The sequence below is a fragment of the Streptomyces sp. NPDC000941 genome (assembly GCF_053599555.1).
The window spans coordinates 1-13475 of record NZ_JBSFMM010000271.1 but is presented as its reverse complement, the minus strand read 5'-3'; the positions used below and the strand labels follow the sequence as shown (position 1 = coordinate 13475).

Here is a 13475-nt window from a genome sequence, read left to right as displayed (position 1 = left end):
CGGTCTGCTGCGGGTGCGCGGGGCGCTCTCCGACGCGGATCCGTCCGACGCCGGACGGCTGGCCGACTCGCTGCTGGGCGATCTGAGCCGGCGCGCCGGGCTCGAGGTGAAGATCACCCGGGAGTTCAGTGATGTCGTGGACAAGGGCGAGGTCATCAAGACCGACCCGGGCGGCGGTAAGCAGATCCGCAACACCGGCACGGTGACGATCCACGTCTCCGACGGGCCGCCGCGCACACAGGTCCCCAATGTCGTGGGCATGCCGCGCAAGGAGGCGGAGCAGCAGATCTCGGACGCGAATCTGTCCGTCGGCGAGGTGACCGAGACCTTCAGCGACGAGACGCCGCAGGGCGTGGTGCTCAGCACCGACCCGAAGGCCGGCACCACCCGCCGGCCGAACACCCGCGTGGGGATCGAGGTCAGCAGGGGCCCCAAGATCGAGATCCCCGATGTGATCGGCGAGTCCGAGGACGACGCCCGGGACGAGCTGACCGAGGCGGGATTCACCGTGGAGATCGCGTCGGAGCGGGTCTTCTCCGACGAGGACAAGGGCTCGGTCGCGGACCAGTCCCCGGTCTCGGGCAATGGCGCTGTGGGCGCCAAGGGCGACAAGGTGACGCTGACCCTGTCCAAGGGCCAGGAGATGATCGAGGTGCCGGACGTCACGGGCCTGTCCGAGGACGACGCCAAGCAGACCCTGGAGGCGGCGGGCTTCGAGGTCGACGTGGACAAGCCGCTGCTGTTCCCCGGCGACACGGTCACCGACCAGTCGGTGGAGGGCGGGGACGAGGCACCCAAGGGCAGCTCCATCACGATCAAGTTCAAGGGCGTCTTCTAAAGGGCGTCTTCCGAGCGGGCCTTGAGGGGATGTCCCCCGGGCCCCCGGGCCCGGCGCACGTCCGCCGGGCCCGTACTGGCACCCTGGCCTCGTGAGTACGTCCAAGAACCGCGCCCGCGCCCGCAATCCGGTCGGCGGCCATATCCGCGTGGCCGGCGGCCTGGCCACCATCGGCCTGCCGTACGCCCGCGACATCGGCGCCGAGACCGTCCAGGTCTTCGTCGCCAATCCGCGCGGCTGGGCCACCCCGAACGGTGTGGCGGCGCAGGACGAGAAGTTCCGCGCGGCGTGTGCCGACGAGTCGATCAAGGCGTACGTCCACGCCCCCTACTTGATCAACTTCGGCTCGCACAGCGCCGAGACGGCCGAGCGGTCGGTCGACTCGCTGCGCCACTCACTGCGGCGGGGCCGCGCCATCGGTGCGCTGGGGGTCGTCGTCCACACGGGCTCCGCCACCGGCGGCCGGCCGCGGCCGAAAGCGATCGCCCAGGTGCGGGAGCGCGTCCTGCCGCTGCTCGACGAGCTCACCCACGACGACGGCCCCTCTCTGCTGCTGGAGCCGACGGCCGGCCAGGGCTCCTCGCTGTGTTCGCTGGTCGAGGACCTGGGCCCGTACTTCGACGCGCTGGACCGCCACCCCAAGCTGGGCGTCTGCCTCGACACCTGCCATGTCTTCGCCGCCGGTCACGATCTGGCGGCCCCGGGCGGGATGAAGAAGACGCTCGACGAGCTGGTCGCGGTCACGGGCAAAGGGCGGCTGAAACTGATCCATGCCAATGACTCCAAGGACGTCGTCGGGGCCCATAAGGACCGCCACGAGAACATCGGCACGGGCCATATCGGCGCCGATCCGTTCCGGGAGCTGTTCCGGCATCCGGCGACGAAGGGGGTGCCGCTGGTGATCGAGACTCCGGGCGGCAAGGAGGGGCATGCGACGGATGTGGCGCGGCTCAAGGAGCTCCGCGACGGCTGACGCCGACAGGCATCAGGAAGGCATCGGGAAGGCATCGGGAATACCCCAGTGGGGTATCTGGTTCACCGAAGGAAACGACGGCAGGAACACCATCACCCACCGGAGAGCCCCGATGGAGCAGCACGACGTCCACGCCGGACATGAGCACCACCAGCACAACGACACCGACCACACAGGTCACACCGGCCACGCCGCACATGCCGGGCACACCGGGCACGCCCCGGCGAGCTGGGCCATGGCCGCCCAGGCCACGCTGCACTGCCTCACCGGCTGCGCCATCGGCGAGATCCTGGGCATGGCCATCGGCACCGCGCTCGGCTGGCACAACGCCCCGACCATGATCCTGGCGATCGTGCTCGCCTTCTTCTTCGGCTATTCGCTCACCATGCGCGGCGTGCTGCGCGCCGGTCTCGACCTGCGTACGGCCCTCCGGGTCGCGCTCGCCGCGGACACCGTCTCGATCCTCGTGATGGAGCTCGCCGACAACGCGACCATCCTGGTCTTCCCGGGGGCGATGGACGCGACGCTGGCCGACGCGCTGTTCTGGGTCAGCCTCGCACTGTCCTTCGTGGTCGCCTTCGCCGTGACCACCCCGGTCAACCGGTGGATGATCGGCCGCGGCAAGGGCCACGCCGTGGTGCACCAGTACCACTGACGCTTCAATGAGGCACTGCTACAGCTCCGGGCCGTCCCCCGGATGCTCCTGGTAGGAGTAGCGCTGCTCCTCCCACGGGTCGCCGATGTTGTGATAGCCGCGTTCTTCCCAGAAGCCACGGCGGTCGGCGGTCATGTACTCCACACCTCGGACCCATTTGGGCCCCTTCCAGGCATAGAGATGGGGGACGATCAGCCGGACCGGAAATCCGTGCTCGGCCGTCAGCAGCTCGCCGTCCTTGTGCGTGGCGAAGATGGTCTTCTCGGCGGCGAAATCCGCGAGCCGCAGATTCGAGCTGAAGCCGTACTCCGCCCACACCATCACATGCGTGACCTCGGGAGCGGGCGGCGCGAGTTCCACGATCCGACGCGCCGCCACGCCGCCCCATTCCGCGCCCAGCATGCTGAATTTCGTCACGCAGTGCAGATCGGCCACGACGGTGGAGTACGGCAGCGCCGAGAACTCGTCGTGCGTCCAGACGTGCTTTTCCCCGTCGGCGGTGGCACCGAAGACCCGGAACTCCCAGCGGTCCGGCTTGAACTTGGGGACCGGCCCATAGTGCGTAACCGGCCAACCGCGCTGCAGCCGCTGCCCCGGGGGCAGCTGTCCGGGCTCCCCCTCGCGGCTTTCCGACTGACCCATGGACTCCATGGTGTCAGACCTTTGAGGGTGGTCGTGACCAGGGCCGCAGCTATCCGGGCAACTCGTACTAAGCGTGCACTTACTGGACGCTCTCGACGGGGCGGTGCGACGATGCGCACAACCCGCCATCCCGTTCGGATTGGAAGGAGCCCCTTCGATGCAGGGCGACCCCGAGGTCCTCGAGTTTCTCAACGAACAGCTGACCGGTGAGCTGACCGCGATCAATCAGTACTTCCTGCATTCGAAGATGCAGGACAACTTCGGCTGGACGAAGCTCGCGACATACACCCGGTCGGAATCGTTCGACGAGATGAAGCACGCGGAGACGATCACCGATCGGATCCTTCTCCTGGACGGGCTGCCCAATTATCAGCGGCTGTTCCATGTCCGCGTGGGCCAGACGGTCACCGAGATGTTCCAGGCGGACCGGCAGGTGGAAATCGAGGCCATCGACCGCCTCAAGCGCGGTATCGAGGTCATGCGGACCAAGGGCGACATCACCTCGGCCAATATCTTCGAGGACATCCTCGCCGACGAAGAACACCACATCGACTATCTCGACACCCAGCTCCAGCTGATCGACAAGCTCGGCGAGGCGCTTTACATCGCCCAGCAGATCGAGCAGCCGGACAGCTGACCGGAGAGCCGATCCGGAGCGTTTACGCGGCTTCCGCCACCTGGGGCTCGGACCCCGTCGCGACGGCGGGCACATCGGCCGGGCCGAGGGTGTCCAGGGACTCGCGCCGCGGGCACGCCCCGCGGCCGAGCAGCGACTGGATGCGCCGTACGCAGGAGCCGCAGTCCGTACCGGCCTTGCAGGCGCCCGCGATCTGGCGGGGGGTGCAGGCACCGGAATCGGCATGCTCGCGCACCTGCTTCTCGGTGATGCCGAAGCATGAGCAGACGTACACGCGGCTCTCCAGATCGATCAGTGAGGTAACCCTTACCTTACCTTCCCCTCCCGAGGGCCGACAACGCCGATGGGGCGCAGATCGTGTGATCCGCGCCCCATCGCACCGTTCAGTCCCGGTATGTCACCGGTCTCCGTACGTCACCGGTCCCCGTACGTCACTGGTCCCGGTACATCTCCGCGACCAGGAACGCCAGGTCCAGCGACTGGCTGCGGTTGAGCCGCGGGTCGCAGGCCGTCTCGTAGCGCTGGTGCAGATCGTCGACGAAGATCTCGTCGCCGCCGCCCACGCACTCGGTGACATCGTCGCCGGTCAGCTCCATGTGGATACCGCCCGGGTGGGTGCCGAGCCCCTTGTGGACCTCGAAGAAGCCCTTGACCTCGTCCAGCACATCGTCGAAGCGCCGGGTCTTGTGCCCGGACGCCGCCTCGAAGGTGTTGCCGTGCATCGGGTCGCAGATCCAGGCCACCTGGGCGCCGGAGGCCGTGACCTTCTCCACCAGGTCGGGCAGCTTGTCGCGGACCTTGTCCGCGCCCATCCGGGTGATGAAGGTGAGCCGGCCGGGCTCGCGGTTCGGGTCGATCCGGTCGATCAGCGACAGCGCCTCTTCGGGCGTCGTCGTCGGGCCGAGCTTCACGCCGACGGGGTTGCTGATCCGCGCGGCGAACTCGACATGCGCCCCGTCCAGCTGGCGGGTGCGCTCGCCGATCCACACCATGTGGCCCGACACGTCGTACAGCTTTCCCGTACGGGAGTCCGTACGCGTCAACGCCGACTCGTAGTCCAGGATCAGGGCCTCGTGCGAGGAGTAGAACTCGACGGTCTTGAACTCCTCCGGGTCCACCCCGCAGGCGTTCATGAAGTTCAGCGCCCGGTCGATCTCGCGCGCCAGCGCCTCGTAGCGCTGCCCCGCGGGGGACGACTTCACGAAGTCCTGGTTCCAGGCGTGCACCTGGCGCAGGTCCGCGTAACCGCCGGTGGTGAAGGCGCGCACGAGGTTCAGCGTCGAGGCCGAGGCCTGGTACATCCGCTTGAGCCGCTGCGGGTCCGGGATCCGGGCCTTCTCGGTGAACTCGAAGCCGTTGACCGAGTCGCCCCGGTAGGTCGGCAGGGTCACCCCGTCGCGGGTCTCGGTCGGCTTGGAGCGCGGCTTGCTGTACTGGCCGGCGATGCGCCCGACCTTCACGACCGGGACCTGCCCGGCGTAGGTCAGCACGGCGCCCATCTGCAGCAACGTCTTCAGCTTGTTGCGGATCTGGTCCGCGCCGATGGCGTCGAACGCCTCGGCGCAGTCGCCGCCCTGCAGCAGGAACGCTTCACCCCGGGCCACCGCACCCAGGCGGTCGCGCAGCTGGTCGCACTCGCCCGCGAAGACGAGTGGCGGATAGGACTCGAGCTCGGCGATCACCTCGCGCAGAACCGCTTGGTCCGGCCAGTCGGGCTGCTGCGCCGCGGGAAGGGACTTCCAGGTGTGGCCACCGGTGTGGGATTCAGCGTTCAGGGTCACGCCAGCAAGGTTACGGGGTCCGCCGAGCCGTCCAGCCCCCTGCCCACCTAATGAGACACCTGCCACCCCGCGCCCCTCCCGCACCATCGCGCACACGGAGAGATGCGGTAGGGTCCGGGCCATGTTCGCGCAACCGACCATGACCTGGTGGTGGACCGCTCATCCGGCGGCCCACTGATCGCGCGTACTCACCGACATCGCGAAGGCCGCCCGAGGGGCGGCCTTCGGCGTATCCGCGGGTCGTTCCTCCCTCCCGGAAGGAACCCCCGTCATGGGAACCCCCGCCACGCACAGCGACCCGCACGACCACGACCCCCACGCGATCGTCCGGCGGCTGCTGGCCGCCGACTGCCCGCCCTTCGCCCTGCTGCACCGCCGTACGCCCGGCCACGCCCCCGACACCGTCGAGGTGCTGCTCGGCCCGGTCACCGAGATGGCGCGGCTGACCGACATCCCGCTGCCGACCGGGGCGCCGGCCACCGGCGCGCCCGTGCGCGACGCGCTGGCGCTGGTGCCGTTCCGGCAGATCCGCGAGCGCGGGTTCGACGTACGCGACGACGGGACGCCGCTGGCCGTGCTGCGGCCCGAGGAGACGTACGAGCTGCCGCTCGGCGAGGTGCTCGACGCGCTGCCCGCGCACCAGGTGCGGGTCGAGGGCGGGGCCTTCGACGTGACCGACGACGACTACGCGGCGATCGTCGAGCGGGTCGTCGAGGACGAGATCGGGACCGGCGAGGGCGCGAACTTCGTGATCCGCCGGACGTTCCGCGGCGAGATCCCCGGCTTCGACCGCGCCGACGCGCTCGCGCTGTTCCGCCGGCTGCTGGCCGGGGAGCGCGGCGCGTACTGGACGTATGTCGTCCGGCTGGCGGACGGCCGGACGCTGGTGGGCGCCAGCCCCGAGGTGCATGTGCGGATGTCCGGCGGGACGGTCGTGATGAACCCGATCAGCGGGACGTACCGCTATCCCCGGGACGGGGCCCGGCTGGACGGGCTGCTGGAGTTTCTGCACGACCGCAAGGAGGTGGAGGAGCTGTCCATGGTCGTGGACGAGGAGCTGAAGATGATGTGCACCGTCGGCGACATCGGCGGCGTGGTGGTCGGCCCCCGCCTCAAGGAGATGGCACACCTCGCGCACACCGAGTACGAGCTGCGCGGCCGCTCCTCCCTCGACGTCCGGGACGTGCTGCGCGAGACCATGTTCGCGGCGACGGTGACCGGCTCTCCGGTGCAGAACGCCTGCCGGGTGATCGAGCGGTACGAGCCAGCCGGGCCGGACGGCGCGGGGCGCGGCTACTACGCGGGGGCGCTCGCGCTCATCGGGCGGGACGCCGGCGGCGCGCAGACCCTGGACTCGCCGATCCTGATCCGCACCGCCGACATCGACGGCGCCGGCGCGCTGCGGGTGCCGGTCGGGGCGACGCTCGTACGCCACTCCGACCCGCGCAGCGAGGTCGCCGAGACCCACGCCAAGGCGGCCGGGGTGCTCACCGCCCTCGGCGTGCGCCCGGCGGCCCTTGCGGGGCGGGAGGACAGCCCCGCGCTCCCCCGCCTGGCGGACGACCCCCGGGTACAGGCGGCGCTGGACGCCCGGCGGGCCGACCTGGCCCCGTTCTGGCTGCGGATGCACACGCCCGAGACCGTGCCCTCGACGCCGACCGGGCACGCTCTGGTGGTCGACGGCGAGGACACCTTCACCGCGATGCTGGCCCATCTGCTGCGGACCACCGGGCTGACGGTGACCGTGCGGCGGTTCGACGAGCCGGGGGTACGGGAGGCGGCGCTGGCCCATGACGGGCCGGTGGTGCTCGGCCCGGGGCCTGGCGACCCGTCGGACATGACCGACCCGAAGATGCGGTTCCTGCGCGAGCTGACGGCGGCCCTGGTGCGCGGGCACCGGCACGGGCTGCTGGGCGTGTGCCTGGGGCACGAACTGCTGGCGGCCGAGCTGGGTCTTGAGGTCGTACGGAAGGACGTGCCGTTCCAGGGCGCGCAGGAGCGGATCGGCTTCTTCGGACGCGAGGAGACCGTCGGCTTCTACAACACCTTCACCGCCCGGTGCGACGAGTCGACCGCGGCCGAGCTCGCGATGCACGGGGTGGAGGTCGGCCACGACCCGGCGACCGGGGAGGTACACGCCCTGCGCGGCCCGAACTTCGCGGGCGTGCAGTTCCACCCCGAGTCCGTGCTGACGCTCAATGGCGCGACGATTGTCGCCGAGCTCCTGGCGGCCGTCCTGGTCTGACGGCCCTCGACCGCCCGGGACGCAGCCCCGGGCGGCCGAGGTACTTCAGCCGAAGAAAACCTCGGCCTCGGCGTACAGGGAGAGGTCCACGGTCTTCAGCCGTGCGGTGGCCTCCGTGAGGGGGACGCGGACGATGTCGGTGCCGCGGAGTGCGACCATCTTGCCGTAGTCCTCGTCCCGGACGGCGTCGATGGCGTGCAGCCCGAAGCGGGTGGCGAGCCAGCGGTCGAAGGCGCTGGGGGTGCCGCCGCGCTGGACGTGGCCGAGGACGGTGGTACGGGCCTCCTTGCCGGTGCGCTTCTCGATCTCCTTGGCCAGCCACTCGCCGATACCGGAGAGCCGGACATGGCCGAAGGAGTCGAGCGACCCGTCCTTGAGCACCGCGTCGCCGCCCGTGGGCATGGCGCCCTCCGCGACGACGACGATCGGGGCGTAACGGATCTTGAAGCGGGACTCGACCCAGGCGCAGATCTGGTCCACGTCGAAGCGCTGCTCGGGGATGAGGATGACGTTGGCGCCGCCGGCCAGCCCGGAGTGGAGGGCGATCCAGCCCGCGTGACGGCCCATCACCTCCACGACGAGGACGCGCATATGCGATTCGGCCGTGGTGTGGAGGCGGTCGATGGCCTCGGTGGCGATGTTGACGGCGGTGTCGAAGCCGAAGGTGTAGTCGGTGGCGGACAGGTCGTTGTCGATGGTCTTGGGGACGCCGACGCAGCGGATCCCGTACTCGCTGGACAGCCGCGCGGCCACGCCGAGCGTGTCCTCGCCGCCGATCGCGACGAGCGCGTCCACTTCCTCCTTGGCGAGGTTCTCCTTGACCCGGCGGATGCCGTCCTGGCTCTTGAGGGGGTTGGTGCGGGAGGACCCGAGAATCGTGCCGCCGCGCGGCAGGATGCCGCGCACGGCCTGGATGTCGAGGGTCACGGTGTCGCCCTCGAGTGGACCGCGCCAGCCGTCCCGGAAGCCGACGAAGTCGTAGCCGTATCCCTGCACGCCCTTGCGGACGACGGCGCGGATGACCGCGTTGAGCCCGGGGCAGTCACCGCCACCGGTCAGCACTCCGACCCGCATCGTTTTTCCCTTCTCCCATGAAAACGCGTGAATGGCCCGATACGGGAAGCCACGCTAACGGTGATCCAGGTCACACGGGATAGGGCGGGAAGTGAATCCCCTGTGCGCAGGGGCAGTTGACGGCCAACTTCACTCGAACGAGCGGCGCCCTGCTGATGACGCGTCAGGCACCGGTGGACGAGGGTCAGGCGCCGGTGTCCAGGCCGCGCTCGATCGCGTATCGCACCAGCTCGACGCGGTTGTGCAACTGCAGCTTGCCGAGGGTGTTCTGGACGTGGTTCTGCACCGTGCGATGCGAGATGACCAGCCGCTCGGCGATCTGCTTGTACGACAGCCCCTTGGCCACCAGCCGCAGCACCTCCTTCTCCCGCCCGGTCAGCCGGGGGGCGACGGGGCGGTCGGGCGCGGCGGGGGCGGGGTCGGTCGCCAGTCGGCGGTACTCGCCGAGCACCAGGCCCGCGAGGCCCGGGGTGAACACCGGCTCCCCGGCGGCCGTCCGGCGCACCGCGTCCAGCAGATCCTCCGTACTGGCCGATTTGAGCAGATAGCCGGTCGCGCCGGACTTCACCGCCTCCAGGACGTCCGCATGCTCCCCGCTCGCCGACAGGACGAGTACGCGGGGTCCTGGCGGGCCCGACTCGCCGCCCACGAGCTGCTTGCAGACCTCGACCCCGGGCAGCCCTGGGAGGTTGAGGTCGAGCACCATGACGTCGGGGTTCACGGCCTTGGCGCGGCGCACGGCCTGGGGGCCGTCCCCCGCCGTGGCCACCACCGCGAACCCGGCCTCGGCCAGATCGCGGGCGACGGCGTCGCGCCACATCGGGTGGTCGTCGACCACCATCACGGTCACGGGCCGCTCCTCGCCCCCGCCGGCCGGTGTGCCGCCCTGTCCGCCGTCCTGCCGCCCGGTCATCGTCCGGTCTCCCCCTGTCGCGGAACGCTCAACTCAACCTCGGCGCCCTGCCCGGGGGCCGAGATCCACTCGGCGCTGCCGCCCAGATCGCGCAGGCGCCCCCGGATGGACAGCGCCACACCGAGCCGCCCCTCGCGCTCGGCGTCGGCCAGCCGCCCCTCGGGGATGCCGGGCCCGTCGTCGCGGACGGTCACCGTGACCACGTCCGGCTCGTCCTCGACCAGGATCCAGGCGTGCGCGTCCTCCCCCGCGTGCACCCGTACATTGTCCAGGGCGGCACCGACAGCGGCCGCGAGCTCGGCGGCGGCCTCGACGGGGAGCGGCACGGCGGTGCCGGGCCCGGAGAGGGTGACGCGGGATCCGGCGTGCCGGGCCAACAGGGCCAGCAGATCGGACTGTTCCCCCTCGGCCGCCCCCTCTGCGGTGGGTGCGTCGGCCGCCACCTTCAGAAGTACGGCCCCGGCCGGCTCCACCGACTCCACAGCGCCGGCCGTGGCGGCCACCGGCCCGGTCGCCGGGCCGGTGGAGATCAGCGTGCGCAGCGCGATCTCCTGTTCCCCCGCCATCTGTCCCAGCTCGGCCGCCTCCCCGCCGATCGCGGCGCCCCGCCGCTGCACCATGGCGAGGACCTGCAGCACGCTGTCGTGGATATCGCGGGCCAGCCGCTCCCGTTCGCGCGTGGCCGCCTCGATCCGCAGCGCACGGGCCAGGGTGCGCTCGCTGGCGCGGGCCACCTCGACCACATAGCCGATCGCCACGCTCGCCACCCACACCAGCATGAGCATATGGACGGCGTCCTGGGCGAATCCGCCGCGCTCGATGATGTTGGCCGCGCAGACGACGGTGGAGGCCCAGGCGGCCCACCGCCAGCCGCCCTTGATCGCGAAGCCGAGCACGGCCCCGGCCGTCCATATCGACGGCAGGGTGGGCGTGCCTTCGGCGATGCGGTCGTGGGTGTCGACGAGCGGGGTGAGCAGGATGCCGACCACCGCGACGGTCAGATCACCGGCCAGGAAGCGCAGGGTGCACCGCTCGGCCGAGGAGACCATGTGGACGGTGAGCGCGGTCCATACGGTCAGCACGGCCATATAGGCGCCCGCGCCGAGCGGGTGGTCGTAGTTGTCGTAGGCGTACGCGTAGAGGGTGAGCGCGTACAGCAGCGTGAGCACCCGGTAGGCGGTCAGCGCCCGCCACAGGGGCTGCTCCACCGACATGCGCACGACACGCTCGCCCTTGGGACGCTGCGCCACTTCCCCACCCCCGTGCCGGACGCGGTTACGCGCCGGCCTTGTCCCCGCCCTGATCCCCGCCCTGGTCCCCGGACTTGTCGTCGCGCTTACGGGCCGCCTCGGCGTCCGCGATCTGCCGCTTGGCGACGGTCGCGTAGATGTCGACGTACTCCTGCCCGGACAGCTTCATGATCTCGTACATGACCTCGTCGGTCACCGAGCGCAGGATGAAGCGGTCGTTGTCCATGCCGTGGTAGCGGCTGAAGTCCAGCGGCTTGCCGATCCGGATGCCCGGCCGCATCAGCTTGGGCATGACCTTGCCCGGTGGCTGGATCTTCTCGGTGTCGATCATCGCGACCGGGAGCACCGGGGCGCCGGTCGCCAGCGCCACCCGCGCCAGACCGCCCGGTTTACCGCGGTAAAGCCGCCCGTCCGGCGAGCGCGTGCCCTCCGGGTAGATGCCGAACAGCTCACCGCGCTCCAGCACCTCGATACCGCTCTTGATCGCGGCCTCGCTCGCACCGCGCCCGCCGGAGCGGTCCACCGGCAGCTGCCCGACGCCCTTGAAGAACGCGGCGGTCAGCTTGCCCTTCACGCCCGGGGTGGTGAAGTACTCCTGCTTGGCGATGAAGGTGACCTTGCGGTCGAGCATCGCGGGGAGGAAGAAGGAGTCGGAGAACGACAGATGGTTGCTGGCGAGAATGGCCGGCCCCTCGGCGGGGACGTTTTCCAGTCCCTCCACCCAGGGCCGGAAGGCAAGCTTCAACGCTCCGCCGACCGACAGCTTCATGGCGCCGTAGAACAACCGAGGACCTCGCCTGTATCCGACCTGTACCCGACGAGGAGACCTTAACGTGCCTACCCCCTGTGCGGCGCGCCGCGTACGCTGAGATCCCGGGCCGCCCGGCCCCGTTATGCGACTGCCCGTTACACCGACTGCCCGTTACACCGAACGGAGATCCGCGGTGCCGCTCCTCCCCGGGGCCCAGCCGTTCCGCCATGACGGCGGAGAGATCGGCGTCCTCGTCTGTCATGGCTTCACCGGCTCGCCCCAATCGGTCCGCCCCTGGGCCGAGCACCTTGCGCGGCAGGGCCTGACGGTCTCGCTGCCGCTGCTGCCCGGCCACGGCACCCGCTGGCAGGAGCTCGCGATCACCAGCCGGGAGGACTGGTACGCCGAGCTGGACCGGGAGCTGCGCGGGCTCGCCGAGCGGTGCCGTCAGGTGTTCGTCTGCGGTCTTTCGATGGGCGGCGCGCTCGCCCTGCGGCTGGCCGCCCGGCACGGGGCGCGGGTCAGCGGGATCGCCCTGGTCAACCCGGCCCACAAGATGCACGACCGGGCGGCCCCGGCGCTGCCGCTGCTGCGTCATCTGGTCCCCTCCGTCAAGGGCATCGTGAGCGATATCGCGAAGCCGGGCACCCCGGAGTCGGGCTACGACCGGGTGCCGCTGAACGGCGCGTACCAGCTGCGCCGGCTGCTCCAGGAAGTGGACGCCGAACTGCCGCGGGTGACCCAGCCGCTGCTGCTGATGCACAGCGCGCAGGACCATGTGGTGCCGCCGGTCGACTCGGCGCGCATCCTGAGCCGGGTCTCCTCCTCGGACGTCACCGAGCTGGTGCTGGAGCGCAGCTACCACGTGGCGACGCTGGACCACGACGCGGAGCTCGTCTTCGCCGAGACCCATGCGTTCATCAGCAGGCTGGCGCGGGGTATCGATCAGGACAGCGGGGATGTTGTCCCAGGGACGGATACGCGACTTGGGAAGGGGGCGGCGGCCAGTGGCGGAGCGTGAGCCGAACGAGAACGAGGCAGGCGCACGGGATGACGACGCCGCGTTCGCCGAGATCGTCGCGGCGTACGACAAGGAGACCCGGGACCCGGAGGGCCCGGCACCGTGGCCCGAGGCCGAAGATCTCCCCGCCGACGCGCAGCGCGCGGGCGGCGAGGACGACGCGACAGACTCAGCGGATACGGACGACGGGGACGAAGGGCGCGGCAAGGACAGCCCGGCGGCGGGGGCAGGTCCGGTGGACGTGGCCAAGCCCGACAAGCCCCTGGGCAGCTTCATCGTGTACGCGCCGGGCGTCGGCCCGCGCGACTGGGAGCCCGCCGAGCCGTCCGAGGACGACTTCGACGAGACCGACGAGGGCCACTTCGTCCCGCCCGAGCCGCCCCCGCTCCCCGAGTCCGACACCACCAGCCGCTTCGCCTGGCTGGGCGTCCTGGGCGGCCCGCTGCTGCTGCTCGGTGTGGTGCTGTTCCGGGTGGAGCTGACCTGGTGGATCACCACGCTCGCGGTGGGCGGCTTCCTGGGCGGCTTCACCACACTGGTGCTGCGGATGAAGGACGACGACGAGGAAGAGGACGAGGACCCGGGCCGCGGCGCGGTCGTCTGACCGCGCGACCCTGATTTGCGGTGAGTATGGGACAGCGACACGCCGACGTTACGGCGTGTCGCTGTCTCATACACACCCCAAAATAACAGGC

At 70.5% G+C, this 13475-nt stretch carries 14 protein-coding genes; 7 read left to right on the top strand and 7 right to left on the bottom strand.

Annotated elements, in window-relative coordinates; all coding sequences use genetic code 11:
• The 3 genes from ACWDSL_RS46920 to ACWDSL_RS46910 all read left to right on the top strand — a co-directional run.
• On the top strand, positions 1-838 hold an 838-nt coding region (locus ACWDSL_RS46920), incomplete at its 5' end, for a PASTA domain-containing protein (RefSeq protein WP_450495046.1).
• Positions 839-929: 91 nt separating this feature from the next.
• Positions 930-1811 carry a deoxyribonuclease IV gene (locus tag ACWDSL_RS46915; RefSeq protein WP_450495044.1) on the top strand — a complete coding sequence of 294 codons (882 nt, stop codon included), beginning with the start codon at positions 930-932 and terminating at the stop codon, positions 1809-1811.
• Positions 1812-1923: 112 nt separating this feature from the next.
• Entirely contained in the window at positions 1924-2466 is a 543-nt protein-coding gene (locus ACWDSL_RS46910) for a DUF4396 domain-containing protein (RefSeq protein ID WP_450495042.1), read from the top strand.
• A gap of 18 nt (positions 2467-2484) precedes the next feature.
• On the opposite strand, the gene ACWDSL_RS46905 is transcribed toward ACWDSL_RS46910, so the two are convergent.
• Entirely contained in the window at positions 2485-3108 is a 624-nt protein-coding gene (locus ACWDSL_RS46905; protein WP_450495041.1) for a sulfite oxidase-like oxidoreductase, read from the bottom strand.
• Positions 3109-3265: 157 nt separating this feature from the next.
• On the opposite strand from ACWDSL_RS46905, the gene bfr reads away from it, so the two are divergent.
• The gene (bfr, locus tag ACWDSL_RS46900; protein ID WP_450495040.1) at positions 3266-3745 is read left to right on the top strand and encodes a bacterioferritin; all 480 of its coding nucleotides are present in this window, start codon (positions 3266-3268) and stop codon (positions 3743-3745) included.
• A gap of 22 nt (positions 3746-3767) precedes the next feature.
• Here the strand turns inward: bfr and ACWDSL_RS46895 are convergent, their stop codons facing one another.
• Both ACWDSL_RS46895 and ACWDSL_RS46890 read right to left on the bottom strand, forming a co-directional pair.
• On the bottom strand, positions 3768-4019 hold the full coding sequence (locus ACWDSL_RS46895; protein WP_450495039.1) for a (2Fe-2S)-binding protein: 252 nt from the start codon (positions 4017-4019) through the stop codon (positions 3768-3770).
• Positions 4020-4176: 157 nt separating this feature from the next.
• A complete protein-coding gene (locus tag ACWDSL_RS46890; RefSeq protein ID WP_450495038.1) occupies positions 4177-5526 on the bottom strand; it encodes a class II 3-deoxy-7-phosphoheptulonate synthase in 1350 nt (449 codons plus the stop codon).
• 271 nt (positions 5527-5797) lie between these two features.
• Between ACWDSL_RS46890 and ACWDSL_RS46885 the strand changes: the two genes are divergently transcribed.
• The gene (locus tag ACWDSL_RS46885) at positions 5798-7771 is read left to right on the top strand and encodes an anthranilate synthase family protein (RefSeq protein WP_450495037.1); all 1974 of its coding nucleotides are present in this window, start codon (positions 5798-5800) and stop codon (positions 7769-7771) included.
• 45 nt (positions 7772-7816) lie between these two features.
• On the opposite strand, the gene ACWDSL_RS46880 is transcribed toward ACWDSL_RS46885, so the two are convergent.
• The 4 genes from ACWDSL_RS46880 to ACWDSL_RS46865 all read right to left on the bottom strand — a co-directional run bounded on the left by ACWDSL_RS46880 (position 7817) and on the right by ACWDSL_RS46865 (position 11777).
• Positions 7817-8845 (bottom strand): 6-phosphofructokinase, encoded by a 1029-nt coding sequence (locus ACWDSL_RS46880; protein WP_450495036.1) that lies wholly within the window; start codon positions 8843-8845, stop codon positions 7817-7819.
• A gap of 184 nt (positions 8846-9029) precedes the next feature.
• Positions 9030-9758, bottom strand: coding sequence for a response regulator (locus ACWDSL_RS46875; protein ID WP_450495035.1), 729 nt, complete (start codon positions 9756-9758; stop codon positions 9030-9032).
• Positions 9755-10972, bottom strand: coding sequence for a MacS family sensor histidine kinase (gene macS / locus ACWDSL_RS46870; RefSeq protein ID WP_450495047.1), 1218 nt, complete (start codon positions 10970-10972; stop codon positions 9755-9757). Before macS ends, ACWDSL_RS46875 begins: the two co-directional genes overlap by 4 nt.
• Before the next feature lie 61 nt (positions 10973-11033).
• Positions 11034-11777: a lysophospholipid acyltransferase family protein gene (locus tag ACWDSL_RS46865; RefSeq protein ID WP_450495033.1), complete on the bottom strand. Its 744-nt coding sequence runs from the start codon at positions 11775-11777 to the stop codon at positions 11034-11036.
• A 175-nt stretch (positions 11778-11952) separates the two neighbouring features.
• Between ACWDSL_RS46865 and ACWDSL_RS46860 the strand changes: the two genes are divergently transcribed.
• Positions 11953-12780: an alpha/beta hydrolase gene (locus tag ACWDSL_RS46860; RefSeq protein ID WP_450495031.1), complete on the top strand. Its 828-nt coding sequence runs from the start codon at positions 11953-11955 to the stop codon at positions 12778-12780.
• Positions 12767-13384: a hypothetical protein gene (locus ACWDSL_RS46855; protein ID WP_450495029.1), complete on the top strand. Its 618-nt coding sequence runs from the start codon at positions 12767-12769 to the stop codon at positions 13382-13384. The genes ACWDSL_RS46860 and ACWDSL_RS46855 overlap by 14 nt, the downstream gene beginning before the upstream one ends.
• Positions 13385-13475 lie beyond the last annotated feature (91 nt).